Annotated in this window: 25 protein-coding genes; 24 read left to right on the top strand and 1 reads right to left on the bottom strand. The window is 69.6% G+C overall.

Going from position 1 to position 20,542, the window contains the following annotated elements:
• The first annotated feature begins 22 nt into the window (after nt 1-22).
• From murA to tatC, 17 genes are all read left to right on the top strand, one after another.
• Nucleotides 23-1,306, top strand: a complete 1,284-nt coding sequence (gene murA, locus ABID77_RS08700; protein ID WP_429593841.1) for a UDP-N-acetylglucosamine 1-carboxyvinyltransferase — start codon at nt 23-25, stop codon at nt 1,304-1,306.
• A gap of 133 nt (nt 1,307-1,439) precedes the next feature.
• Nucleotides 1,440-2,090 (top strand): ATP phosphoribosyltransferase, encoded by a 651-nt coding sequence (hisG, locus tag ABID77_RS08695; RefSeq protein ID WP_429593838.1) that lies wholly within the window; start codon nt 1,440-1,442, stop codon nt 2,088-2,090.
• 26 nt (nt 2,091-2,116) lie between these two features.
• A complete protein-coding gene (hisD, locus tag ABID77_RS08690; RefSeq protein WP_429593835.1) occupies nt 2,117-3,436 on the top strand; it encodes a histidinol dehydrogenase in 1,320 nt (439 codons plus the stop codon).
• Nucleotides 3,433-3,804 (top strand): hypothetical protein, encoded by a 372-nt coding sequence (locus tag ABID77_RS08685; protein WP_429593832.1) that lies wholly within the window; start codon nt 3,433-3,435, stop codon nt 3,802-3,804. Before hisD ends, ABID77_RS08685 begins: the two co-directional genes overlap by 4 nt.
• Before the next feature lie 8 nt (nt 3,805-3,812).
• Nucleotides 3,813-4,958, top strand: coding sequence for a histidinol-phosphate transaminase (hisC, locus tag ABID77_RS08680; protein ID WP_429593830.1), 1,146 nt, complete (start codon nt 3,813-3,815; stop codon nt 4,956-4,958).
• Nucleotides 4,955-5,602 carry an imidazoleglycerol-phosphate dehydratase HisB gene (gene hisB / locus ABID77_RS08675; RefSeq protein WP_429593827.1) on the top strand — a complete coding sequence of 216 codons (648 nt, stop codon included), beginning with the start codon at nt 4,955-4,957 and terminating at the stop codon, nt 5,600-5,602. Before hisC ends, hisB begins: the two co-directional genes overlap by 4 nt.
• Nucleotides 5,603-5,604: 2 nt before the next feature.
• On the top strand, nt 5,605-6,261 hold the full coding sequence (gene hisH, locus ABID77_RS08670) for an imidazole glycerol phosphate synthase subunit HisH (RefSeq protein WP_429593825.1): 657 nt from the start codon (nt 5,605-5,607) through the stop codon (nt 6,259-6,261).
• A 23-nt stretch (nt 6,262-6,284) separates the two neighbouring features.
• Nucleotides 6,285-7,031 (top strand): 1-(5-phosphoribosyl)-5-[(5-phosphoribosylamino)methylideneamino]imidazole-4-carboxamide isomerase, encoded by a 747-nt coding sequence (gene hisA / locus ABID77_RS08665; protein ID WP_429593822.1) that lies wholly within the window; start codon nt 6,285-6,287, stop codon nt 7,029-7,031.
• Nucleotides 7,032-7,189: 158 nt separating this feature from the next.
• The gene (locus tag ABID77_RS08660; protein ID WP_429593819.1) at nt 7,190-8,038 is read left to right on the top strand and encodes a D-hexose-6-phosphate mutarotase; all 849 of its coding nucleotides are present in this window, start codon (nt 7,190-7,192) and stop codon (nt 8,036-8,038) included.
• Nucleotides 8,039-8,080: 42 nt separating this feature from the next.
• A complete protein-coding gene (gene hisF, locus ABID77_RS08655) occupies nt 8,081-8,860 on the top strand; it encodes an imidazole glycerol phosphate synthase subunit HisF (RefSeq protein WP_429593816.1) in 780 nt (259 codons plus the stop codon).
• Between the two features lie 31 nt (nt 8,861-8,891).
• Nucleotides 8,892-9,284: a phosphoribosyl-AMP cyclohydrolase gene (gene hisI, locus ABID77_RS08650; protein WP_429593813.1), complete on the top strand. Its 393-nt coding sequence runs from the start codon at nt 8,892-8,894 to the stop codon at nt 9,282-9,284.
• A gap of 11 nt (nt 9,285-9,295) precedes the next feature.
• Entirely contained in the window at nt 9,296-9,694 is a 399-nt protein-coding gene (locus ABID77_RS08645) for a phosphoribosyl-ATP diphosphatase (RefSeq protein WP_429593810.1), read from the top strand.
• A 15-nt stretch (nt 9,695-9,709) separates the two neighbouring features.
• Nucleotides 9,710-10,099 (top strand): DUF4870 family protein, encoded by a 390-nt coding sequence (locus ABID77_RS08640; protein WP_429593807.1) that lies wholly within the window; start codon nt 9,710-9,712, stop codon nt 10,097-10,099.
• On the top strand, nt 10,089-10,448 hold the full coding sequence (locus tag ABID77_RS08635; RefSeq protein ID WP_429593805.1) for a histidine triad nucleotide-binding protein: 360 nt from the start codon (nt 10,089-10,091) through the stop codon (nt 10,446-10,448). Before ABID77_RS08640 ends, ABID77_RS08635 begins: the two co-directional genes overlap by 11 nt.
• Nucleotides 10,449-10,526: 78 nt before the next feature.
• Nucleotides 10,527-10,784, top strand: coding sequence for a Sec-independent protein translocase subunit TatA (tatA, locus tag ABID77_RS08630; RefSeq protein ID WP_429593802.1), 258 nt, complete (start codon nt 10,527-10,529; stop codon nt 10,782-10,784).
• Nucleotides 10,785-10,797: 13 nt separating this feature from the next.
• Nucleotides 10,798-11,268, top strand: coding sequence for a Sec-independent protein translocase protein TatB (gene tatB, locus ABID77_RS08625; protein ID WP_429593800.1), 471 nt, complete (start codon nt 10,798-10,800; stop codon nt 11,266-11,268).
• Nucleotides 11,269-11,335: 67 nt separating this feature from the next.
• Nucleotides 11,336-12,136, top strand: a complete 801-nt coding sequence (gene tatC / locus ABID77_RS08620) for a twin-arginine translocase subunit TatC (RefSeq protein ID WP_429593797.1) — start codon at nt 11,336-11,338, stop codon at nt 12,134-12,136.
• Nucleotides 12,137-12,173: 37 nt separating this feature from the next.
• Here tatC and ABID77_RS08615 read toward each other — a convergent pair whose 3' ends face one another.
• A complete protein-coding gene (locus ABID77_RS08615; RefSeq protein WP_429593794.1) occupies nt 12,174-13,334 on the bottom strand; it encodes a trypsin-like peptidase domain-containing protein in 1,161 nt (386 codons plus the stop codon).
• Nucleotides 13,335-13,701: 367 nt separating this feature from the next.
• Between ABID77_RS08615 and ABID77_RS08610 the strand changes: the two genes are divergently transcribed.
• From ABID77_RS08610 to ABID77_RS08580, 7 genes are all read left to right on the top strand, one after another.
• Nucleotides 13,702-15,021: an MFS transporter gene (locus ABID77_RS08610; protein ID WP_429593791.1), complete on the top strand. Its 1,320-nt coding sequence runs from the start codon at nt 13,702-13,704 to the stop codon at nt 15,019-15,021.
• Nucleotides 15,022-15,025: 4 nt separating this feature from the next.
• Nucleotides 15,026-15,799, top strand: coding sequence for a Nif3-like dinuclear metal center hexameric protein (locus tag ABID77_RS08605; RefSeq protein ID WP_429593789.1), 774 nt, complete (start codon nt 15,026-15,028; stop codon nt 15,797-15,799).
• The gene (pdxA, locus tag ABID77_RS08600; RefSeq protein ID WP_429593786.1) at nt 15,796-16,851 is read left to right on the top strand and encodes a 4-hydroxythreonine-4-phosphate dehydrogenase PdxA; all 1,056 of its coding nucleotides are present in this window, start codon (nt 15,796-15,798) and stop codon (nt 16,849-16,851) included. The genes ABID77_RS08605 and pdxA overlap by 4 nt, the downstream gene beginning before the upstream one ends.
• 169 nt (nt 16,852-17,020) lie before the next feature.
• Nucleotides 17,021-17,635 (top strand): ubiquinol-cytochrome c reductase iron-sulfur subunit, encoded by a 615-nt coding sequence (petA, locus tag ABID77_RS08595; protein ID WP_429593783.1) that lies wholly within the window; start codon nt 17,021-17,023, stop codon nt 17,633-17,635.
• Nucleotides 17,636-17,648: 13 nt separating this feature from the next.
• Nucleotides 17,649-19,049, top strand: a complete 1,401-nt coding sequence (locus ABID77_RS08590; RefSeq protein ID WP_429593780.1) for a cytochrome b — start codon at nt 17,649-17,651, stop codon at nt 19,047-19,049.
• A 24-nt stretch (nt 19,050-19,073) separates the two neighbouring features.
• On the top strand, nt 19,074-19,829 hold the full coding sequence (locus ABID77_RS08585) for a cytochrome c1 (RefSeq protein ID WP_429593777.1): 756 nt from the start codon (nt 19,074-19,076) through the stop codon (nt 19,827-19,829).
• Nucleotides 19,830-19,928: 99 nt separating this feature from the next.
• The gene (locus ABID77_RS08580; RefSeq protein ID WP_429593774.1) at nt 19,929-20,540 is read left to right on the top strand and encodes a glutathione S-transferase N-terminal domain-containing protein; all 612 of its coding nucleotides are present in this window, start codon (nt 19,929-19,931) and stop codon (nt 20,538-20,540) included.
• The last annotated feature ends 2 nt before the right edge of the window (nt 20,541-20,542 follow it).

Here is a 20,542-nt window from a genome sequence, read left to right as displayed (position 1 = left end):
CCACCTTCCGCTGGACTTTCCGATGGACCAACTCCTCATTCGCGGCGGGCGCACGCTCGGCGGCGAAGTCTTCGTCTCCGGCGCCAAGAACGCCGCGCTGCCCGAACTCTGCGCCGCGCTCCTGACCGCGCAGCCCGTCGTGCTGCACAACGTGCCGCGCCTGCAGGACGTCTCCACCATGCTGCGGCTGATCCGCAACATGGGCGTGCGCGCCGAGCGCGACGATGTCGCCGGTGACGATACCGGCAGCGTGCGCATCGACGCCGCCGCGCTGTCCAACCTGGAGGCGCCCTACGACCTGGTCAAGACGATGCGCGCGTCGGTGCTGGCGCTCGGTCCGCTGCTGGCGCGCTTCGGTCGCGCCAAGGTGTCGCTGCCCGGCGGCTGTGCCATCGGCTCGCGCCCGGTCGACCAGCACATCAAGGGCCTGCAGGCGATGGGCGCCGAGATCTCGGTGGAACACGGCTACATGCTCGCGCGCCTGCCGGCCGGTCGCACGCGCCTGAAGGGCGCCCGCATCCTGACCGACATGGTGACCGTCACCGGCACCGAGAACTTCCTCATGGCCGCGACCCTGGCCGAGGGCGAGACCATCCTGGAGAACGCCGCCCAGGAGCCGGAGATCGTCGACCTGGCCGAGATGCTGATCCGCATGGGCGCGAGGATCGAAGGCCACGGCACCAGCCACATCCGCATCCGGGGCGTGGAGGCCTTGCACGGCTGCGAGCATGCCGTGGTGGCCGACCGCATCGAGGCCGGCACCTTCCTGTGCGCGGTGGCGGCGGCCGGTGGCGAGGTGTTCCTGCGCCACGCGCGCTCAGACCACCTCGAAGCCGTCATCGACAAGCTGCGCGAGGCCGGCTGCGACGTGCGCGGCGTCGAGGGCGGCATCCGCATCGCGTCGGCCGGCGGCACGACGCTCAGGGCGCAGCCCTTCCGCACCACCGAATACCCGGGCTTCCCGACCGACATGCAGGCCCAGTTCATGGCCCTGAACTGCGTCGCGCAGGGCACGGCGGCCGTGACCGAGACGATCTTCGAGAACCGCTTCATGCACGTCAACGAGCTGGTGAGGCTCGGTGCCGCGATCCACGTCGACGGCAAGGTCGCCGTGGTCGAGGGCGGGGCGGCGCTGTCGGGCGCGACGGTGATGGCGACCGACCTGCGCGCCTCGGCGAGCCTGGTGATCGCCGCGCTGGTGGCCGCGGGCGAGACGCGGGTCGACCGCATCTACCACCTCGACCGGGGCTACGACCGCATGGAGGCCAAGCTGCGCGGCCTGGGTGCGGACATCGAAAGGGTCTAACGATGACCCCCAGTCTTCGCGCACTGCGTGTCGCTGCGCCAGCCCCCTTCCAGGGGGCGACACCGGCGGCCCGGCGGAGCCGGTTCCGCGGTGTTTCTTGCCTTTCGGGCGTGCTTGTTTTGGAGTCGTGCTGATGATCACTTTGGCGTTGTCCAAGGGGCGGATTTTTGAAGAGACGATGCCGCTGCTGGCGGCGGCGGGGATCGAGGTCACGGAGGACCCGGAGAAGTCGCGCAAGCTGATCCTGGCGACCACGCGCAGCGACGTGCGGGTGGTGCTGGTGCGGGCGTCGGACGTGCCGACCTACGTGCAGTACGGCGGTGCCGACCTGGGCGTGACGGGGCTGGACGTGCTGCTCGAGCACGGCAACCAGGGCCTCTACCAGCCGCTCGACCTGCGGATCGCCGCCTGCCGCCTGAGCGTGGCGGTGCGCGCCGACTACGACTACGCCTCGGCCGTGAAGCAGGGCTCGCGCCTGAAGGTGGCCACCAAATACGTCGGCCTGGCGCGCGACTTCTTCGCCGGCAAGGGCGTGCACGTCGATCTGATCAAGCTCTACGGCAGCATGGAACTCGCGCCGCTGACCGGCCTGGCCGATGCCATCGTCGACCTGGTGTCGACCGGCAACACGCTCAGGGCCAACCATCTGGTCGAGGTCGAGCGCATCATGGACATCAGCGCGCGCCTGGTGGTCAACCAGGCCGCGCTCAAGCTCAAGCGCGAGCCGATCCGCCGCATCCTCGACGCCTTCGCGTCGGCCATCCCCCCGAACCCGTCCAACTGAGCCCTCCTCCTTCCTTCCTCCCCGCCATGAACCCGAAAGCCGCCCCCGTCCGCCTGTCCACCGCCTCGGCCACCTTCGAAGCCGACTTCAAGGCGCGGCTGCACTGGTCGGCCGAGGCGGACGCGGCGATCGAGGCGCGCGTGGCCGACATCCTGGCCGACGTGCAGCGGCGCGGCGATGCCGCCGTGCTCGAGTACACCGCGCGCTTCGACCGCCTCGACGCCGCCGACATGCAGGCGCTGGAACTCACGGCCGACGAATTGCGTGCCGCCTTCGAGTCGCTGCCGGCCGAGCAGCGCGAGGCGCTCGAGTTCGCCGCCCGCCGGGTGCGCCAGTTCCACGAGGCGCAGAAGCGCGCCAGCGGCGAGAGCTGGACCTACCGCGACGAGGAAGGCACGCTGCTCGGCCAGAAGGTGACGCCGCTCGACCGCGTGGGCATCTACGTCCCGGGCGGCAAGGCGGCCTATCCGTCGAGCGTGCTGATGAACGCCATTCCGGCGCACGTGGCCGGCGTCGGCGAGATCGTCATGGTCGTGCCCACGCCTGGCGGCGAGAAGAACGCGCTGGTGCTGGCCGCCGCGCACGTGGCGGGCGTGAGCCGCGCCTTCACCATCGGCGGCGCGCAGGCCGTCGCCGCGCTGGCCTACGGCACCGCGACGATTCCCGCCGTCGACAAGATCACCGGCCCGGGCAACGCCTACGTGGCGGCGGCCAAGCGCCGCGTCTTCGGCACCGTCGGCATCGACATGATCGCCGGCCCGAGCGAGATCCTGGTGCTGGCCGACGGCAGCACCCCGCCCGACTGGGTGGCGATGGACCTGTTCAGCCAGGCCGAGCACGACGAACTCGCCCAGAGCATCCTGCTGTGCCCCGACGCCGCCTACATCGCGCAGGTGCAGGCCGCCATCGACCGCCTGCTGCCGACGATGCCGCGCGCGGAGATCATCGCCGCCTCGCTCAGCGGGCGCGGCGCGCTGATCCAGACGCGCGACATGGAGGAAGCCTGCGCCCTGAGCAACCGCATCGCGCCGGAGCACCTGGAGGTCAGCAGCCGCGAGCCGCACCGCTGGGAGCCGCTGCTGCGCCACGCCGGCGCGATCTTCCTGGGCGCCTACACCAGCGAGAGCCTGGGCGACTACTGCGCCGGCCCGAACCATGTGCTGCCCACCAGCGGCACCGCGCGCTTTTCCAGCCCGCTGGGCGTCTACGACTTCCAGAAGCGTTCCAGCCTGATCGAGGTGAGCGAGGCGGGGGCGCAGGCGCTCGGCCGCGTCGCCGTGATCCTGGCCGAGGGGGAGGGCCTGAGCGCGCACGCCGAGGCGGCGCGTCTCCGGCTCCGGCCATGAAACACCGCCGGGCCTCGCGCGCGGCCTGCCGCTGCGCCGTGCTCGCCGGACTCGTCGCGGCGTCGACCGCGCAGGCCATGAGCATCCGCGAGCTGCGCACTCTGGAGGCCGGCGAGAAGGACGGCAAGGCCTACACCGGTTACTACCTGGTCGGCGTGGTCGAGGGCCTGCGCGAAGGCGCGGAGGGTGCCGCCCGGGCCGGGCAGAAGCCGCCGTTCTGCATCGAGAACCGCCGCCTGGAACCCGCGATGGCGCGGCCGCTCTACCAGACCGAACTCACCCGCAACGCCGACAGCTACGAGGCCGACATGCCGGTCCAGCTCGTGCTCGCCGCCGCGCTGCGCAACACCTATCGCTGCACGCGCTGAGGATGTCCATGACCGCTTCCATTCCCACCGACACGCTCGCCGGCGAGGCCACCGCCACCGACATCGCCGCCGGCACCGGCCGCGCCCTCGAACGCATCCGCGAGGACGTCCGCGCCATGCACGCCTATGTCGTGCAGGACGCCGCGTCCGGCGTCCTCAAGCTCGACGCCATGGAGAACCCGCACGTGCTGCCGGCGGACCTGCAGGCCGAACTCGGCCGCCGCCTGGGCGCGCTGGCGCTCAACCGCTATCCGGCCAACCACGGCAACGCCGAGCTCAAGCGCGCCCTGGCCGCGCACGCGCGCCTGCCCGAGGGCTTCGAGCTGATGCTGGGCAACGGCTCCGACGAGCTGATCTCGCTCGTCACCATGGCCTGCGACCGGCCCGGCGCCTCGGTGCTGGCGCCGGTGCCCGGCTTCGTGATGTACGGTGTCAGCGCGCAGCTCCAGGGCCTGGCCTTCACCGGCGTGCCGCTGACGACCGACTTCGAGCTCGACGGCCCCGCCATGCTCGCGGCCATCGCGCGCGAGCAGCCGGCCATCGTCCACCTGGCCTACCCGAACAACCCGACGGCCAACCTGTGGGACGACGACGTCATCGAGCGCATCGTCGAGGCCCAGGGGGCGCAGGGCGGCCTGGTGGTCATCGACGAGGCCTACCAGCCCTTCGCCTCGCGCAGCTACATCGACCGCATCGCGCGCCACGGCCACGTGCTGCTGATGCGCACCCTGAGCAAGTTCGGCCTGGCCGGCGTGCGGCTGGGCTACCTGATCGGGCCGGCGGCGCTGGTCGCCGAGATCGACAAGGTGCGCCCGCCCTACAACGTCAGCGTGCTCAACTGCGAGTGCGCGCGCTTCGCGCTGGAACACGCGCCGGTCTTCGAGGCCCAGGCGGCCGACATCCGGGCGCAGCGCGAGCGGCTGGTCGAGGCGCTGGACCGCCTGCCGGGCGTGCGCCAGTGGCCGAGCGACGCCAACATGATCCTCATCCGCGTCCCCGACGCCGCCCGGACCTTCGACGGCATGAAGGCGCGTGGCGTGCTGGTCAAGAACATTTCTAAAATGCACCCCTTGCTGGCGAACTGCCTGCGCCTGACCGTCGGAACGGCCGACGAGAACGCGCGCATGCTCGCGGCCCTCGAAGCATCCCTATGAACACACCCACGGCACCCGGGGCGGTCGTCACCGCCGCCGCCACCGTTCCGGTCGGCGCGCGCACGGCGGCGGTCACCCGCCACACGGCCGAGACCCGCATCGACGTGCGCGTCGACCTCGACGGCACCGGCCGCGCCAAGCTCGCCACCGGCATCGGCTTCTTCGACCACATGCTCGACCAGATCGCCCGCCACGGGCTGATCGACCTCGACATCGACTGCCAGGGCGACCTGCACATCGACGGCCACCACACCGTCGAGGACGTCGGCATCACCCTCGGCCAGGCCGTGGCCAAGGCGGTGGGCGACAAGAGGGGCATCCGCCGCTACGGCCATGCCTACGTGCCGCTGGACGAGGCGCTCAGCCGCGTCGTCATCGACTTCTCCGGCCGCCCGGGCCTGCACCTGCACATCCCGTTCACCAGCGGCATGATCGGCGCCTTCGACACCCAGCTCGCCTACGAGTTCTTCCAGGGCTTCGCCAACCACGCCGGCGTGACGCTGCACATCGACAACCTCAAGGGCATCAACGCGCACCACCAGTGCGAGACGGTGTTCAAGGCCTTCGCCCGGGCGCTGCGCGCGGCGCTGGAGCTCGATCCCCGCTCGGCCGGCGTCATCCCCTCGACCAAGGGCACGCTCTGACCGTGACGACCTCCACCAATTCCGTGGCCGTCGTCGACTACGGCATGGGCAACCTGCGCTCGGTGTCGCAGGCCGTGCGGCACGCGGCCGACCAGGCCGGCGTCGAGGTCTTCGTCACCGCCGACCCGGACGTCGTGCGCCGTGCCACCCGCGTCGTGCTGCCGGGGCAGGGCGCGATGCCCGACTGCATGCGCGAGCTGCGCGACTCGGGCCTGCGGGACTCGGTGCTCGAGGCCGCCGCGAGCAAGCCGCTGTTCGGCGTCTGCGTGGGCATGCAGATGCTGCTCTCGCGCAGCGAGGAAGGCCCCACCGACGGGCTCGGGCTGATCCCGGGCGACGTCGTCAAGTTCGACCTCGCCGGGCGCCTGCAGCCCGACGGCAGCCGCTTCAAGGTGCCGCAGATGGGCTGGAACCAGGTCCGCCAGGCCCGGCCCCACGCGATGTGGGACGGCGTGCCCGACGACGCCTACTTCTACTTCGTGCACAGCTTCTACGCCCGGCCGGCCGATGCGCGCCACGCCGTGGGCGAGGCCGACTACGGCGCGCCCTTCGCGGCGGCGATCGCGCGCGACAACCTCTTCGCCACCCAGTTCCACCCCGAGAAGAGCGCCGACCACGGTCTGCGGCTCTATCGCAACTTCCTCCACTGGAACCCCTGAGACCCTCCGCGGTCCGCTCTCCCATGCTGCTGATTCCCGCCATCGATCTCAAGGACGGTCACTGCGTTCGCCTGAAACAGGGCGACATGGACCAGTCCACCATCTTCAGCGAAGACCCCGCCGCCATGGCGCGCAAGTGGGTCGAGGCCGGCGCGCGCCGCCTGCACCTGGTCGACCTCAACGGCGCCTTCGCCGGCAAGCCGCAGAACCACGCGGCGATCAAGGCGATCCTGCGCGAGGTCGGCGAGGAGATCCCGGTGCAGCTCGGCGGCGGCATCCGCGACCTCGACACCATCGAGCGCTACATCGACGACGGCCTGCGCTACGTGATCATCGGCACCGCGGCGGTGAAGAACCCGGGCTTCCTGAAGGACGCCTGCGTCGCCTTCGGCGGCCACATCATCGTCGGCCTCGACGCCAAGGACGGCAAGGTCGCCACCGACGGCTGGAGCAAGCTCACCGGCCACGAGGTCGCCGACCTGGGCAAGAAGTTCGAGGACTACGGCGTCGAGTCGATCATCTACACCGACATCGGCCGCGACGGCATGCTCTCGGGCATCAACATCGACGCCACCGTCAAGCTCGCCCGGGCGCTGACGATCCCCGTGATCGCCTCGGGCGGCCTGTCGAACATGGCCGACATCGAGCAGCTCTGCGCGGTCGAGTCCGAAGGCGTCGAGGGCGTGATCTGCGGCCGGGCGATCTATTCGGGCGACCTCGACTTCGCCGCCGCCCAGACCCGCGCCGACGCGCTCGCGACCGGCGCCTGAGCCAAGCCTGGCTCGGATGCCTTCCTGGCGCGGTCGCAACCTTTCGCATCGCGACGCCGGGAGGCCGGATCGCGCATGACGTGCTGTCGCGGCGAGTCGCCGTGTGGCTCGACGAGGCCCGGCCCCGGCGAGCCTTGCGCCATCCCTAGAATCCCGGCATGCCTGTTCCCTCCGTCTCTCCGATCGACTTCCGCGGCCAGCCCGCCTTCCGCCTGAGCGCGCCCGACGGGGCGAACTGCACCGTGGCGCTGCATGGCGGCCACCTGCTGTCGTGGCTCACGCCGGACGGCGTCGAGCGGCTCTACCTCAGCCCGGATTCCGTCTTCGACGGCCGCGCCGCCATCCGCGGCGGCGTGCCGATCTGCTGGCCGCAGTTCAACCAGCGCGGCCCGCTGGCCAAGCACGGTTTCGCGCGCAACGTGGCCTGGCGGCTCGAAGACGCCGATCCGGCGGCACCCTCGCGCATCGCGTTGCGGCTGGACGACGACACGGCCACGCGCGCGCTCTGGCCGCACGGCTTCGGACTGCGGCTGGAAGCGACGCTGGGCACCGACCGCCTGCGCATCGCGCTCGACGTCCGCAACACCGGCGACACGCCCTGGTCGTTCACCGGCGCCCTGCACAGCTACCTGCGGGTCGACGACATCGCCCAGGCGCGGCTCGAAGGCCTGCGGGGTGCGAAGCGCTGGGACGCCGTGCGCGACCGCCACCTGGAGGAGGGCGCCGACGCCCTGACCTTCGACGCCGAGTTCGACAGCGTCTACGCGGCCCCGGCCACGCCATTGCGGCTCGTGCAACCCTCGGGCACGTTGGAGATCGCGCAGTCGTCCAGCTGCACCGAGACCGTCGTCTGGAACCCCGGCGAGGTGCTGGCCGCCAGGCTCGCCGACCTGCCCGACGACGGTTACCGGCACATGCTCTGCGTCGAGGCCGCCGCCGTCGACGCGCCCGTGGCGCTCGCCCCCGGCGAGTCGTGGCAGGCCTGGCAGCAGCTCGCCGCGCGCTGAACCCCGAATCCTCGAACCTTCGATCCTCCGAAACCCAGCCCAATGCTCGCCAAACGCATCATTCCCTGTCTCGACGTGACCGGCGGCCGCGTCGTCAAGGGCGTCAACTTTCTCGAGCTGCGCGATGCCGGCGACCCGGTCGAGATCGCCGCGCGCTACAACGCGCAGGGCGCCGACGAGCTCACCTTCCTCGACATCACCGCCACCAGCGACGGTCGCGACCTGATCCTGCCGATCATCGAGGCCGTCGCCTCGCAGGTCTTCATCCCGCTGACGGTGGGCGGCGGCGTGCGCACGGTCGAGGACGTGCGCCGGCTGCTCAACGCCGGCGCCGACAAGACCAGCTTCAATTCCGCCGCCATCGCCAACCCGGCGGTGATCGACGAGGTCTCGCACCGCTACGGCGCCCAATGCATCGTGGTGGCCATCGACGCCAAGCGCCGCACGGCTGCCGACGCCGCCGAGCGCGGTCCCGGCTGGGACGTCTACAGCCACGGCGGGCGCAAGAACACGGGCCTCGACGTCGTGCGCTGGGCCGCCGAGATGGCGCGGCGCGGCGCCGGCGAGATCCTGCTGACCAGCATGGACCGCGACGGCACCAAGAGCGGCTTCGACCTCGAGCTCACGCGCGCGGTGAGCGACGCGGTCGGCGTGCCGGTGATCGCCTCCGGCGGCGTCGGCAACCTCGACCACCTGGCCGACGGCGTGCAGGCCGGCGGCGCCGATGCCGTGCTGGCCGCGAGCATCTTCCACTACGGCGACCACACGGTCGGCGAAGCCAAGGCGCTGATGGCCGCGCGCGGCATCCCGGTGCGGACCTGATGCCCTGTCAGCGGTTTGCGACAATCGTCCGATGACCAATTGGCTCGACGAAGTGAAATGGGACACCGCCGGCCTGGTGCCGGTGATCGCGCAGGAACAGGGCAGCAACGACGTGCTGATGTTCGCCTGGATGAACCGCGAGGCGCTCCAGAAGACCGCTGAACTCGGCCGCGCGGTGTATTTCAGCCGCTCGCGCGCGAAGCTGTGGTTCAAGGGCGAGGAATCGGGCCACGTGCAGACCGTGCACGAGATCCGCCTGGACTGCGACAACGACGTCGTGCTGCTCAAGGTCACGCAGCTCGGCCACGAGCCCGGCATCGCCTGTCACACCGGGCGCCACAGCTGCTTCTTCAGCCGCTACGAGAATGGTCGGTGGACGGCCGTCGAGCCGGTTCTCAAGGACCCCGAGTCCATCTACAAGTAGAAGCAAGACCCATGACATCGACGACCCCCTCCGACGCCGACCACTCCGCCACCGACGCCCTGGCGCGCCTGGCGGCCGTCATCGAGAGCCGCCTGCCGGCACGCGGCGGCGACCCCGACACGAGCTATGTCGCCCGGCTCCTGCACAAGGGCCCCGACGCCTTCCTCAAGAAGATCGGCGAGGAGGCGACCGAGGTCGTGATGGCGGCCAAGGACGCCGACCACGGCGGCGACCGGCAAAAAATAGTGAACGAAGTCGCCGACCTGTGGTTCCACAGCATGATCGCCCTCGCGCACTACGGCCTGGCGCCGCGCGAGGTCGTCGCCGAACTGGAGCGCCGCGAAGGCACCAGCGGCATCGAGGAGAAGGCCCTGCGCAAGGCGCAGGACCGCGAAGCCCGCGAGCAATGAAGGACAAGGATCACCATGGCCCGTGACATCGTCGACGTCGAACCCCACAAATCCCTGCGCACCTGGGGCTGGATCAGCTACGCCCTGCACCTGATCGTGGCCGTGAGCGCCGTGCTGCCCGGCGCGCAGGCGTCGATCGCGCTGCTGCTGCTCGCGCTGATCATCGACATCGTCAAGCGGCCGGAGGCGACCGGCACCTGGCAGGCCTCACACTTCAGCTGGCGCATCCGCTCGGTGGTGTGGGCCGGCGTGGCCTACCTGCTGACCGCGCCGCTCTGGCTGGTCTTCATCCTGCCGGGCTGGATCGCCTGGGGCCTGATCTCGCTGTGGTTCCTCTACCGCATCGTCAAGGGCATGGCCCGCATGAACGCCGGCCGCGCCATGGAGACCTCGAATGTCCTCTGATCCGAACTGCGTCTTCTGCAAGATCGTCGCCGGGCAGATCCCGTCGAAGAAGGTTTACGAGGACGAGGACGTCTTCGTCTTCCACGACATCGCACCCTGGGCGCCGGTGCACCTGCTGATCGTGCCCAAGCGCCACATCCCATCGATGGCCCAGCTCACCGACGACGACGCCGCGCTGATGGGCCGGATCATGACGCTGGCCCCCCGGCTGGCGCTCGAGCAGGGCTGCCGGCCGTACCCGGAGGGCGGCTTCCGCGTCGTCGTCAACACCGGCGCCGAGGGCGGGCAGGAGGTCCACCACCTGCACGTCCACGTCATGGGCGGACCGAGGCCCTGGCTCAAGGGCTGATCGAAGGCCGATCTCCCGCGTCGTCCCGGTGCCATCGCGGCGCCGACTAAAATTCTTCACATTCTTCAGGAGTCATCCATGGGTTCTTTTTCTATCTGGCACTGGCTGATCGTGCTGCTCGTCGTCGTCATGATCTTCGGCACCAAGAAGCTGCGCAACATGGGTTCCGACCTGGGCGGTGCCGTCAAGGGCTTCAAGGACGGCATGAAGGACGGCTCGACCACCGACTCGCCCGTCGTCACGCCCGCGCCGACGACGCCGACGCAGCACGTGACCGGCCACGCGGCCGCCGACAAGTCGACCACCATCGACGTCGAAGCGCGCCACAAGTCCTGATCCGCCGCACGACGTGATCGATCTCGGCATTTCCAAGCTGGCGCTGATCGGCGCCGTGGCGCTCATCGTCATCGGCCCCGAGAAGCTGCCGCGCGTGGCGCGCACCGTCGGCATGCTGCTGGGCAAAGCCCAGCGCTACGTCAACGACGTCAAGGCCGAGGTCAATCGCTCGATGGACCTCGACGAGCTGCGCAAGATGAAGGACTCGGTGCACGAGGCCGCGCGCGACGTCGAGCAGTCGATCCATTCGGGCGCCAGCGACTTCGAGAAGCAATTCTCAGAAAGTGGCCAGACCCTGTCGGCCCTGGCCGAGCCCGAGGTGCCCTACGCGCCCGTCATGCCGGTCTACAGGCACCCGCGCAAGAACTGGCGCCTGAAGCAGGGCGCCACGCCCCAGTGGTACAAGGCCCGCAACGGCGTGCGCACCAAGGCGCTGTCCGGGGCCGCGCGCGTCGCGCGTTTCCGGCCGCACAAGATCAACTAGCCACCCCACGGGCCGGGCCGGCCGCTGCGACCCGCGGCGCCGGTGTCACCGCCCGCAGCGCTCTCCCATGGCCGAATCCACTCCCAAAGACAAAGAAGACGAGCTCGCCGGCACGGAGCAGCCCTTCGTCCAGCACCTGGTCGAACTGCGCGACCGCCTGCTCTATTGCGTCTACGGCCTCGCCGTGGCCGCCGCGCTGCTCGCCCTCTGGCCCGGCCCGGCCGGCCTGATCGACCTGATCGCGATGCCGATCCGCGCCCACATGCCCGATGGCGCGAAGCTGATCGCCATCGGCGTGTTCTCGCCCTTCTTCGTGCCGCTGAAGGTGCTGGGCATGACGGCGGTGCTGGTGGCCCTGCCGTGGCTCATGTACCAGATCTGGATGTTCGTGGCGCCGGGCCTCTACAGCCACGAGAAGCGCTTCGCGCTGCCGCTGATCTTCTTCGGCAGCCTGCTGGCCTACATCGGCATCGCCTTCGTGCAGTTCTTCGTGCTGGACAAGATGTTCGGCTTCATCCAGCGCTTCACGCCACCCTCGGTGAACGCCACGCCCGACATCTCGTCGTACGTGGAAGCGATTCTGTCGCTCTACATCGCCTTCGGCTGCGCCTTCCAGGTGCCCATCGTGGTGATGCTGCTGGTGCGCTTCGAGATGGTGACGGTCGAGAAGCTGCGCAGCTTCCGCGGCTACTTCATCGTGCTGTCGTTCGTCGTGGCGGCGGTGCTGACGCCGCCGGACGTGGTGTCGCAGCTCGCGCTGGCCATTCCGATGTGCCTGCTCTACGAGATCGGCATCGTCGCGGCGCGCTACTTCGTCAAGCACAGCAAGGCGCCGGAAGACGCCACGGACCTGACGACGCGGCCCTGAGGCCCGTCCGTCGCCGGTCTCGTTGCCGGTCCGTCGCCTATTCGATCTCCGCCGGATTGCGCCGTGCCTGCGTCTTCGGGCGCAGGCCGGGATTGACGTTGAGTTCCATCCGGTCGCTGCCGCGCTGCAACGCGAAGCGTGCCTCGATGCCCGGCTTGAGCCCGGCCACGGCGGTCAGCAGTTCCTGGACGTTGTCGACCTTCTTGTCGCCCACGCCGGTGATGACGTCGCCGGGCCGGATGCCGGCGCGCGCGGCCGGGCCGTTCTGCAGCACGCCGGTGATGATCACGCCCGCGTTGGCTTTCACACCGAAGGTCTCGGCCAGTTCGGGCGACAGGTCGCCCGGCTCGACGCCGATCCAGCCGCGCGTGACCTTGCCCTCGGTCACGATGTCGCTGAGCACCTGCTTGGCCATCGACACGGGAATGGCGAAGCCGATGCCCATGCTGCCGCCCGAGCGCGAGTAGATGGCGGTGTTGATGCCCTCGAGGTTGCCGTTGACGTCGACCAGCGCGCCGCCCGAATTGCCCGGGTTGATGGCCGCGTCGGTCTGGATGAAGTTCTCGAACATGTTGATGCCCAGCTGGTTGCGTCCCAGCGCCGAGACGATGCCGCTGGTCACGGTCTGGCCGACGCCGAACGGGTTGCCGATGGCCAGCACCTGATCGCCCACCTGCAGCGCGTCGGAGTTGCCCAGCACGATCACCGGCAGCTTGTCGAGTTCGATCTTGAGCACCGCCAGGTCGGTGTCGGGGTCGGTGCCGATCACCTTGCCGCGCGCGTGGCGGCTGTCGTTGAGCGTGACGTCGATCTCGTCGGCGCCGTCGACGACGTGGTTGTTGGTCAGGATGTAGCCGTCGGCACTGACGATCACGCCGCTGCCCAGGCCGACCTGCGGCTGGTCGTTGCCTTGGTCGCCAAAGAAGAAGCGGAACCATGGATCGTTGCTGCGCGGGTTGCGCTGCGCGGCCTTGCTGGTGTTGATGCTGACCACCGCCGGCGCGGCCTTCTTGGCCGCGGCGCTCAGGCTGCCCGCGGCGATGGCGCCCGGCGCGGCGGCTGGCGCCTCGACGACCGGCACCACCCCGCCGAGCGAGGTGCGCCGGTTGAGCCACTCGGGCCGGAGCGTAGCGACGACGAAGTAGGCCGCCAGCAGGACGGTGACGGTTTGGGCGAACAGCAGCCAGGTGCGCTTCATGGAGGAGGATCGGAAGGAAGGGACGGAGGAACGCGGGCCGGCGACGTGCCCGGGTCGGACGGTGATCATGGCCGGGACGGGCCGCGCGGGGCGGTGATTGTCTCTCAAGGCCCCGGCGCGGCGCGGGGTTCGCCGGCTTCGCCACAAGACCCGTCCGGCCTGTCGACCAAGGGAAAACCCTAGAATCACGCCCCTCTTGCAGCCGGTGCTCCCACAGGACGCGCCGGTGCGGGGCGTTCCCATCCGGAGCGATGCCCGCTCCCGCATCCGAGTGCCGGCCCGACGACGCCGCGAACCCTGGTTCGCCGTCCGTGCCGCCGTCCGATCGATGTCTTTCCGCTGTCCCGTCCTCCCGGGTCTCCACGCCATGACCGCCACCGTTATCGCCGCCTCGCCGGCTTCGCCCACGCGCACGCTCGACGCGCGCGACTACAAGACGCTCGCGCTGTCCGCGCTGGGCGGCACGCTCGAGTTCTACGACTTCGTCATCTACGTGTTCTTCGCCACCGTGCTGGGCGCGCTGTTCTTTCCGGCCGACATGCCCGACTGGCTGCGCCAGCTGCAGACCTTCGGCATCTTCGCGGCGGGCTACCTGGCGCGGCCGCTCGGCGGCATCGTGATCGCGCATTTCGGCGACCTGCTGGGCCGCAAGCGCATGTTCACGCTGTCGATCTTCCTGATGGCCGCGCCCACGCTGGTCATCGGCCTGCTGCCCACCTACGCCAGCATCGGCGTGGCGGCGCCGCTGCTGCTGCTGGCGATGCGCACGCTGCAGGGCGCGGCCATCGGCGGCGAGATGCCCGGCGCGTGGGTGTTCGTCGCCGAGCACGTGCCGGCGCGGCGCTACGGCTTCGGCATCGGCACCCTGACCTCGGGCATCACCGGCGGCATCCTGCTGGGCTCGCTGGTGGCGGTGTTCATCAACACCCACTACACGCCGGCCGAGGTCGCCGGCTTCGCCTGGCGCGTGCCGTTCGTCCTGGGCGGGGTCTTCGGCCTGGTGTCGGTGTACCTGCGCCGCTTCCTGCACGAGACGCCGGTGTTCCAGGAGCTGGCCGACCGCCGCAGCGTGGCGCGCGAGCTGCCGCTCAAGACCGTGCTGCGCGAGCACCGCGGCCCGGTCCTGTTCGTGGGGTTGCTGACCTGGGTGCTGTCGGCGGCCATCGTGGTGGTCGTGCTCTACACGCCGACCTACCTGCAGAAGGTCCACCACGTGCCGGCCGCGCTGGCGCTCAAGGCCAACGCCGTCGCGACGCTGATGCTCACGATCGGCTGCATCGTGGTGGGTTGGGCCACCGACCGCATCGGCACGCGCGCGACGATGCTGATCGGCTGGGGCGGCCTGCTGGTCACCACCTGGCTCTTCTACGGCAGCCTGCCGGGCACGCCGGAATCGCTGTTCTGGCACTACGGCCTGGTGGGCCTGTTCGTGGGCACCATCGCCACGGTGCCGATCGCCGCCGTGCGCGCCTTCCCGGCGCCGGTGCGCTTCACCGGGCTCTCGTTCGCCTACAACATGTCCTACGCCATCTTCGGCGGCCTGACGCCGGTGATCCTGACCGTCTGGCTGCAGAAGGACCCGATGGCGCCGTCGCACTACGTGAGCGCGCTGGCGGTCATCGGCCTGCTGCTGGCCCTGCTGCCCATGGCCGGGCGCGGCCATCCGATGCACGCGGCGCGACAATGACGCGATGAGCACCACCCGACACGAACTCCTGCACGCGTTCGACCTCCTGCTGGCGCCCACGCGCTTCAAGGACTACGGCCCCAACGGCCTGCAGGTGGAGGGCCGCACGACGGTGCGGCGCATCGTGTCGGGCGTGACGGCCAGCCGGGCGCTGATCGAGGCCGCCATCGAAGCCGAGGCCGACGCGATCTTCGTCCACCACGGCCTGTTCTGGCGCGGCCAGGACGGCCGCGTGACCGGCTGGATGCGCCAGCGGCTGGGCCTGCTGCTGGCCCACGACATCAACCTCTTCGCCTATCACCTGCCGCTGGACGCTCATCCCGACCTGGGCAACAACGCGCAGCTCGGCCTGAAGCTGGGGCTGGCGGCGCACGCGGGCGCGTCGGGTCGTTTCGGCGAGCAGGACCTGGGCTTCATCGGCCAGCGCGACGACGGCGGCAGCTTCGCCGACGCGCTCGCCCTGGCGTCGCACGTGGAGCGGGTGCTGGGTCGGTCCGTGACGCTGGTCGAGGGCGGGCGCCGACCGATCCGCACCGTCGCCTGGTGCAGCGGCGGCGCGCAGGGCTATTTCGAGGCCGCCATCGCCGCCGGGGCCGACGCCTTCGTCACCGGCGAGATCTCCGAGCCGCAGGCGCACTACGCGCGCGAGACGGGCGTGGCCTTCATCGCCGCGGGGCACCATGCGACCGAGCGCTACGGGGCGCCTGCCGCCGCCGCCCACGTGGCGGCCCAGCTGGGCGTGAAACACCAGTTCATCGACATCGACAACCCCGCATGAAACCCATCGCCATCACCATGGGCGACCCGGCCGGCATCGGGCCGGAGATCATCGTCAAGGCGTTTCGCGACGCGCCGGCGCTGACGCGCGGCTGCTTCGTGGCCGGCGACGTCGCGACGTTGCGCGCGGCGGCGCGGCTGCTGGCGGCGCCGGGGCGTCCCGCGCTGCCGGTGGCCGTGCTCGATCGGCCCGACGAGGCTGCGGGGGTGCCGCCGAACTGCGTGCCGGTGCTGCAGGTCGTCGCGCCGCCGCAGGGTGTCGTCGTCGGCCGCATCGGCGCCGAAGCCGGCCGCGCGGCGGGCGGGTGCGTCGAGTGGGCGGCGCGCGCGGCGCTCGCGGGCGACGTCGCCGCGATCGTGACGGCGCCCCTGCACAAGGAAGCGCTGGCCGCCGCCGGCTACCGGTACCCTGGACACACCGAGCTGCTGCAGGCCGAGGCCGCGGTGCACCGGGGCGTGCCGCTGGAGGCGATGCCGGTGCGCATGATGCTGGCCAACGACGAGCTGCGCACCGTGCTGGTCAGCATCCACATGTCGCTGCGCCGGGCCATCGACGCGGTCGACGTGGGCGGCGTGCTGGAGACGATCCGGATCGCGCACCGCGCGCTGGGCACCGCGCTCGGCCGCGCGCCGCGCATCGGCGTGGCCGGCCTCAACCCGCACGCGGGGGAGGGCGGGCTGTTCGGGACCGAGGAGCGCGACGTCATCGCGCCGGCCATCGCCATGGCGCGCGCCGAGGGCATCGACGCCAACGGCCCGCACGCCCCCGACACGGTGTTCATGCGCGCCCGCTCGGCGCCCGGGCATGCGGGCGAGTTCGACGTCGTCATCGCGATGTACCACGACCAGGGACTGATCCCGGTGAAGTACCTCGGCGTCGACAAGGGCGTCAACGTGACGCTCGGCCTGCCGCTGGTGCGCACCAGCCCCGACCACGGCACCGCGTTCGACATCGCCGGCACCGGCCGCGCCGACGCGGCCAGCCTGATCGAGGCGTTGCGCATGGCGCGCGCGCTGGTGCCGGCGGATCTCGCGGCGAACGCCGACGCCTGACGCGCACTGCGCGAACGGATCCGCCGAGCGCATCGGAGGTCGCGGGAAACACCTTCGAAAACGCGCTTTCCGGGGGGTTCTCCGGGGTGCCGACGCGTTGAATCGCGCTGTAGCGCTCCGCTACAATCTTCGGTTGACCCCAGGCCCAGCGAGAAGATTGAGGACCCCCATGAGTGACATCCCTGTCGGCGCCCCCAAGATCGACAAGAGCAAGAGGACGTGGTTGATCGCTTCCGGCTGCGCCGGGGCCGTGGGCGGGGCGGCGACGGTCGTTCCCTTCGTCAGCACCTTCCAGCCGTCGGAAAAGGCCAAGGCGGCCGGCGCGCCGGTCGAGGTCGACATCGGCGCCATGCAGGTCGGCGAAAAGCTCACGGTCGAATGGCGCGGCAAGCCCGTCTGGATCCTCAAGCGCTCGGCGGCGCAGATCGCCGAACTCCCCAAGCTCGACGGCCAGCTCGCCGACCCCGAGTCCAAGCGCAATCCGGCCGAATTCACGCCCGAGTACGCGCGCAACACCGGCCGCTCCATCAAGCCCGAGGTGCTGGTCGTCGTCGGCATCTGCACGCACCTGGGCTGCTCGCCCATCGACCGCCTGCAGGCCGGCCCGCAGCCCTCCCTGCCGGACAACTGGGAGGGCGGCTTCCTGTGCCCCTGCCACGGCTCGACCTTCGACTTGGCCGGCCGCGTCTTCAAGAACAAGCCCGCGCCCGACAACCTGCCGGTGCCGCCGCACATGTACATGAGCGACACCCGCCTGCTCATCGGCGACGACAAGAAGGCCTGAGGAGACCCGCGACATGGCTGACTATCACGAGATCTCCCCCAACGCCCCCGGCGGCGAGCGGCTGCTGAACTGGGTCGACAACCGGTTCCCCCTGACCAAGCTCTGGAAGGAGCAGTGGGGCAACTACTACGCGCCGAAGAACTTCAACTTCTGGTACATCTTCGGCTCGCTCGCGATGCTGGTCCTGGTGATCCAGATCGTGACCGGCATCTTCCTGGTGATGCACTACAAGCCGGATGCGGCCCAGGCCTTCGCCTCGGTCGAGTACATCATGCGCGACGTGCCCTGGGGCTGGCTGATCCGCTACATGCACTCGACCGGCGCCTCGGCGTTCTTCGTCGTCGTCTACCTGCACATGTTCCGCGGCCTCATCTACGGCAGCTACCGCAAGCCGCGCGAGCTGATCTGGATCTTCGGCTGCGCGATCTTCCTGTGCCTCATGGCCGAGGCCTTCATGGGCTACCTGCTGCCCTGGGGCCAGATGAGCTACTGGGGCGCCCAGGTGATCGTCAACCTGTTCGCCGCCATCCCCTTCGTCGGCCCCGACCTGGCGCTGCTGATCCGCGGCGACTACGTGGTGAGCGATGCCACGCTCAACCGCTTCTTCAGCTTCCACGTCATCGCCGTGCCATTGGTGCTGCTCGGCCTGGTGGTGGCCCACCTGATCGCGCTGCACGAGGTGGGCTCGAACAATCCCGACGGCATCGAGATCAAGGCCAACCGCGGCCCCGATGGTCATCCGGTCGACGGCATCCCCTCGCATCCGTACTACACCGTGCACGACATCTTCGGCGTGGTGGTGTTCCTGACGATCTTCTCGGCCGTGATCTTCTTCGCCCCCGAGATGGGCGGCTACTTCCTCGAATACAACAACTTCATCCCGGCCGATTCGCTCAAGACGCCCAACCACATCGCGCCGGTCTGGTACTTCACGCCGTTCTATTCGATGCTGCGCGCCATCACCAGCGAGATGATGTACGCGCTCATCGCCTGCGTCGTGGGCGCTGCCGTCTTCGGCGTCTGGAAGGCGCGGCTGCCGTCGATCTTCAAGGGCGCCATCGTGGTGGCGGCCGTGGTGGTCTGCGCGCTGATGCTGTCGATCGACGCCAAGTTCTGGGGCGTGGTGGTGATGGGCGGTGCCGTCATCATCCTGTTCTTCCTGCCTTGGCTGGACCACAGCCCGGTGCGCTCGATCCGCTACCGCCCCAGCTGGAACAAGTACCTCTACGGCGTCTTCGTCGTCAACTTCATCGTACTGGCCTACCTGGGCGTGCAGCCGCCGTCGCCCCTGGGCGAGCGCGTGTCGCAGGTCGGGACGCTGTTCTACTTCGGCTTCTTCCTGCTCATGCCGTGGTGGAGCCGTCTGGGCGAGTTCAAGCCGGTGCCGGACCGCGTGACCTTCGCCGCGCACTGAGCCGTCAGCCCGGAGCCCACAAGAATGAAGAAACTCATCCTCACGCTGATCGCCGCGCTCGGCATCGTCACCGGTGCGCAGGCGGCCGAAGGCGGCATCGCCTGGGACAAGGCGCCCAACCGGACCAACGACCTGGCGTCCCTGCAGAACGGCGCCAAGCTGTTCGTCAACTACTGCCTGAACTGCCATTCGGCGGCCTTCATGCGTTACAACCGGCTCCAGGACATCGGCATCTCCGAGCAACAAGTCAAGGACAACCTGCTGTTCACGACCGACAAGGTCGGCGAGACGATGAAGGCCAACATCGACCCGCGCCAGGCCAAGGAATGGTTCGGCGCCAACCCGCCCGACCTGACCCTGGTCGCGCGCTCGCGCGCCGGCCACGGCGGCAGCGGCGCCGACTACCTCTACACCTACCTGCGTACCTACTATCGCGACGACACCAAGGCCACCGGCTGGAACAACCTCGTGTTCCCGAGCGTCGGCATGCCGCACGTGCTGTGGGAACTGCAGGGGGATCGCCGTCCGGTCTACACCAAGGTCGAGCAGCACGGCCACGAGGTCGAGGTGTTCAAGGGCTGGGAACAGGTCACGCCGGGCAAGATGACGCCGCTGCAGTACGACCAGGCCGTGGGCGATCTCGTGAACTACCTCCAATGGATGGCCGAGCCGGCCCAGAACACGCGCGTGCGCGTCGGCGTCTGGGTGCTGCTGTTCCTGGCGATGGCGCTGGTCTTCGTCTGGCGGCTCAACGCCTCCTACTGGAAAGACGTCAAGTAGCCGTTCGACATCGACCGGCTCCGCGCACCTGCGCGACCGGTCCCGCAGAGTGGGTTGCCAACGCGACCCACTCTTTTTGATTTTTAGGAGTCTTTCGCCATGATGGTTCTGTATTCAGGTACGACCTGCCCCTTTTCCCACCGCTGCCGGTTCGTCCTGTTCGAAAAAGGCATGGACTTCGAGATCCGCGACGTCGACCTGTACAACAAGCCTGAAGACATCGCCGTCATGAACCCGTACGGCCAGGTGCCGATCCTGGTCGAGCGCGACCTGATCCTGTACGAGTCGAACATCATCAACGAGTACATCGACGAGCGCTTCCCGCATCCGCAGCTGATGCCCGGCGATCCGGTCGATCGAGCCCGCGTGCGCCTGTTCCTGCTCAACTTCGAGAAGGAACTGTTCGTCCACGTCGCCGCGCTCGAGAACCGCAGCGCCAAGGGCAACGACAAGGCGCTGGAGAAGGCCCGCGCCCACATCCGCGACCGCCTGACGCAGCTCGCGCCGGTGTTCCTGAAGAACAAGTACATGCTGGGCGACAACTTCTCGATGCTCGACGTCGCCATCGCGCCGCTGCTCTGGCGTCTCGACTACTACGGCATTGACCTGAGCAAGAACGCCGCGCCGCTCCTGAAGTACGCCGAGCGTATCTTCTCGCGCCCGGCCTACATCGAAGCGCTGACGCCTTCCGAGAAGGTCATGCGCAAGTAAGC

This window comes from Variovorax sp. PvP013, from assembly GCF_050435945.1.
Classification (GTDB): domain Bacteria; phylum Pseudomonadota; class Gammaproteobacteria; order Burkholderiales; family Burkholderiaceae_C; genus Variovorax.
The sequence above is the reverse complement of the archived record's forward strand: the minus strand, read 5'-3'. Positions and strand labels throughout refer to the sequence as shown.

Excerpts from the sequence above, each read along its gene's own strand:
- ABID77_RS08580 (WP_429593774.1), top strand. The coding sequence starts at position 19,929 with ATGATGGTTCTGTATTCAGGTACGACCTGCCCCTTTTCCCACCGCTGC.
- ABID77_RS08610 (WP_429593791.1), top strand. The coding sequence starts at position 13,702 with ATGACCGCCACCGTTATCGCCGCCTCGCCGGCTTCGCCCACGCGCACG.
- hisC (WP_429593830.1), top strand. The coding sequence starts at position 3,813 with ATGACCGCTTCCATTCCCACCGACACGCTCGCCGGCGAGGCCACCGCC.
- tatC (WP_429593797.1), top strand. The coding sequence starts at position 11,336 with ATGGCCGAATCCACTCCCAAAGACAAAGAAGACGAGCTCGCCGGCACG.
- hisB (WP_429593827.1), top strand. The coding sequence starts at position 4,955 with ATGAACACACCCACGGCACCCGGGGCGGTCGTCACCGCCGCCGCCACC.
- ABID77_RS08660 (WP_429593819.1), top strand. The coding sequence starts at position 7,190 with ATGCCTGTTCCCTCCGTCTCTCCGATCGACTTCCGCGGCCAGCCCGCC.
- ABID77_RS08590 (WP_429593780.1), top strand. The coding sequence starts at position 17,649 with ATGGCTGACTATCACGAGATCTCCCCCAACGCCCCCGGCGGCGAGCGG.
- hisG (WP_429593838.1), top strand. The coding sequence starts at position 1,440 with ATGATCACTTTGGCGTTGTCCAAGGGGCGGATTTTTGAAGAGACGATG.
- hisA (WP_429593822.1), top strand. The coding sequence starts at position 6,285 with ATGCTGCTGATTCCCGCCATCGATCTCAAGGACGGTCACTGCGTTCGC.
- ABID77_RS08645 (WP_429593810.1), top strand. The coding sequence starts at position 9,296 with ATGACATCGACGACCCCCTCCGACGCCGACCACTCCGCCACCGACGCC.
- ABID77_RS08605 (WP_429593789.1), top strand. The coding sequence starts at position 15,026 with ATGAGCACCACCCGACACGAACTCCTGCACGCGTTCGACCTCCTGCTG.
- ABID77_RS08685 (WP_429593832.1), top strand. The coding sequence starts at position 3,433 with ATGAAACACCGCCGGGCCTCGCGCGCGGCCTGCCGCTGCGCCGTGCTC.
- ABID77_RS08585 (WP_429593777.1), top strand. The coding sequence starts at position 19,074 with ATGAAGAAACTCATCCTCACGCTGATCGCCGCGCTCGGCATCGTCACC.
- petA (WP_429593783.1), top strand. The coding sequence starts at position 17,021 with ATGAGTGACATCCCTGTCGGCGCCCCCAAGATCGACAAGAGCAAGAGG.
- hisF (WP_429593816.1), top strand. The coding sequence starts at position 8,081 with ATGCTCGCCAAACGCATCATTCCCTGTCTCGACGTGACCGGCGGCCGC.
- tatA (WP_429593802.1), top strand. The coding sequence starts at position 10,527 with ATGGGTTCTTTTTCTATCTGGCACTGGCTGATCGTGCTGCTCGTCGTC.
- ABID77_RS08635 (WP_429593805.1), top strand. The coding sequence starts at position 10,089 with ATGTCCTCTGATCCGAACTGCGTCTTCTGCAAGATCGTCGCCGGGCAG.
- pdxA (WP_429593786.1), top strand. The coding sequence starts at position 15,796 with ATGAAACCCATCGCCATCACCATGGGCGACCCGGCCGGCATCGGGCCG.
- hisD (WP_429593835.1), top strand. The coding sequence starts at position 2,117 with ATGAACCCGAAAGCCGCCCCCGTCCGCCTGTCCACCGCCTCGGCCACC.
- murA (WP_429593841.1), top strand. The coding sequence starts at position 23 with ATGGACCAACTCCTCATTCGCGGCGGGCGCACGCTCGGCGGCGAAGTC.
- ABID77_RS08615 (WP_429593794.1), bottom strand. The coding sequence starts at position 13,334 with ATGAAGCGCACCTGGCTGCTGTTCGCCCAAACCGTCACCGTCCTGCTG.
- hisI (WP_429593813.1), top strand. The coding sequence starts at position 8,892 with ATGACCAATTGGCTCGACGAAGTGAAATGGGACACCGCCGGCCTGGTG.
- ABID77_RS08640 (WP_429593807.1), top strand. The coding sequence starts at position 9,710 with ATGGCCCGTGACATCGTCGACGTCGAACCCCACAAATCCCTGCGCACC.